Source organism: Staphylococcus sp. EG-SA-14 (assembly GCF_017151935.1).
Classification (GTDB): Bacteria; Bacillota; Bacilli; order Staphylococcales; family Staphylococcaceae; genus Staphylococcus; species Staphylococcus aureus.
In genome coordinates this window covers 1-251 of record NZ_JACVZM010000092.1, presented here as the reverse complement: position 1 = coordinate 251, position 251 = coordinate 1, and the positions used below count along the sequence as shown (strand labels likewise).

Sequence of the window (251 nt, the reverse complement as noted above, 5' to 3'; positions counted from 1 at the left end):
ATGATTGCTGCTGAAGAGAGATATGTATTATTGGAAAATGGAAAAATGTTCTCTACGGGTAATCATCCTGTTGAAATGTTATTACCTTTACATCATTTAATGGAAGCAGGTTTTGACGTTGATGTTGATAAAGTCCGTATAATTGTGTAAAAGTAAAAAGGCCATATAACAGTCCTTTTACGGTACAATGTTTTTAACGACAAAAACATACCCAGGAGGACTTTTACATGACCCAAGTACATTTTACACTG

At 33.9% G+C, this 251-nt stretch carries 1 pseudogene; it reads left to right on the top strand.

The annotated features are described in order from the left end of the window. Positions 1–126 (top strand): annotated as a pseudogene (locus IDG63_RS14430) (glyoxalase III HchA); the annotation flags it as partial. Between the last annotated feature and the right edge of the window lie 125 nt (positions 127–251).